This window comes from Bacillus sp. C30 (genome assembly GCF_040838255.1).
Lineage (GTDB): Bacteria > Bacillota > Bacilli > Bacillales > Bacillaceae_G > Bacillus_A > Bacillus_A mycoides.
Map to the genome: position 1 here is coordinate 1 of NZ_JBFPJH010000514.1, position 1769 is coordinate 1769.

At 35.2% G+C, this 1769-nt stretch carries 1 protein-coding gene; it reads left to right on the top strand.

Going from position 1 to position 1769, the window contains the following annotated elements; all coding sequences use genetic code 11:
- Nucleotides 1-95: 95 nt before the first annotated feature.
- Nucleotides 96-1769: MMPL family transporter (locus AB3X49_RS22385; RefSeq protein WP_367964819.1), on the top strand; the 1674-nt coding region annotated here is incomplete at its 3' end.

The window sequence follows — 1769 nt, forward strand, 5'->3', positions numbered from 1 at the left end:
AACTAGTATTATAGTTTTTCTAGACGTTTTTTGTTTATGGGGAGATGTGATAAAGTATAAATGACAAGTGAATTATATAAAGTAGGTGAAAATGTGTGAAGACAAATGTACATAAAATTGATAAGTGGGGGAAGTTAGGAACTTTTTTGTATCAATTTCGTTATACAGTAATTGTAGCATTACTACTACTTGCGATAGTGCTCGGTATTTTTGCTCCAAAACTTCCAGGAGTATTGGGCGGTGATGGTTTCCAAACAGAAGGGGATTATCAAAAGACGAAAGAAATTTTAGATAAGGATTTTAAGCAGTCTCAAGATACACTTTTACTCGTTTTTGAGAAGGAAAAGGATACTTCGCATGAGGAGTTCCAAAAGCGTATAGAGGGGATAATAAATCAAATTGAAGAGAAAGAAAAATACGAATCTTTCCATCATCCAATGCAAAATAAAGAGATGTTACAAGATGATATCGGTTATGCGACGATTTTATTTTCCGGGAAAACAAATAAAGAACGAATGGAAAAGACATTACAATTTGCCGGGAAAATCGAGAAGGAAAGTAATAGCGTATTAAAAGTAACACCGACAGGATATCCGAAAATTAATCAAGAGATTAATGAAAGAACGCAAAATGATTTAAAAGTAGCAGAGATGATTGGATTACCTATTGCTTTTCTCGTACTATTATTCTCATTTGGTAGTCTGATTGCGTCTATTTTACCGATTGTAAATGGCGCGCTTAGTGTCATTAGTACGATGGGGATTTTATATTTTATAGGTAGTGATAAAGAGCTATCTATTTTCGTGTTAAATGTTGCACCGATGATTGGGCTCGCATTATCAATTGATTTCGCACTGTTATTTGTAAATCGTTTTCGAGAGGAAGTTGCGAAGAGAACAGTGAAAGAAGCGATAGCGATTACGTATCAAACGGCAGGGCGTGCTATCGTATTTTCAGGGTTATGTGTATTCGTCGGTTTATCAGGCTTATTTTTCTTTAAGATAGATTATATTCAGTCTGTTGCTATTAGCGGGATGATTGTCGTTATTATGAGCATTTTGTTTTCGCTCACACTTCTTCCGGCGCTATTATCTTTAATTGGTAAAAGGATATTAAAAAAGAATCAGGCGGCGCCTACGCCATCAAATGTATGGCGTAAATTTGCACAGTTTGTAATGAAACATCCAATCGTCATGATTATTGTTGTTACAACATTTATTGTTATTTGTTTATTACCGCTACGTACAGCTAACTTGCAGTTTCCTGGTGTTGAAGCGTTACCTGAAAAGAGTGATACGAGAGTTGCATTTGAGAAGTATGAAGAAGCCTTTAATAAAACTGTCCAAACACACGCTGATGTGACATTAGTAGTAGAGACGAAGAAAGATATAACAGAAAAAGAAAGTTTACAAAAGATAGAAGCTGTTGTTCAAAAGTTAAAAGACGATAAGCAAGTATATAAGGTGAAAAGTGTATATGACGGGCTAAATGGAATGAAAGCAGATCAAGTTGCTGGAATGTTACAGTCGCCAGAGGCTGCGAAAATAGCTCCTGTATTTGAAGCGTATACGAAAGGGAATAAAACAACAATGGAAGTCTTTTTGGATACGAAGCCAAGTACAGAAACCGCAAAACAATGGGTTCGTGATTTCAAAAAGAATTATAAAGAAAATGATGTTACTTATTATTTGGGCGGTATGACGACGTTCCAGCAAGAGTTAGAAGATGAAATTAAAGATAAAGTTGCAATTGGTATGTCTGTTATATTT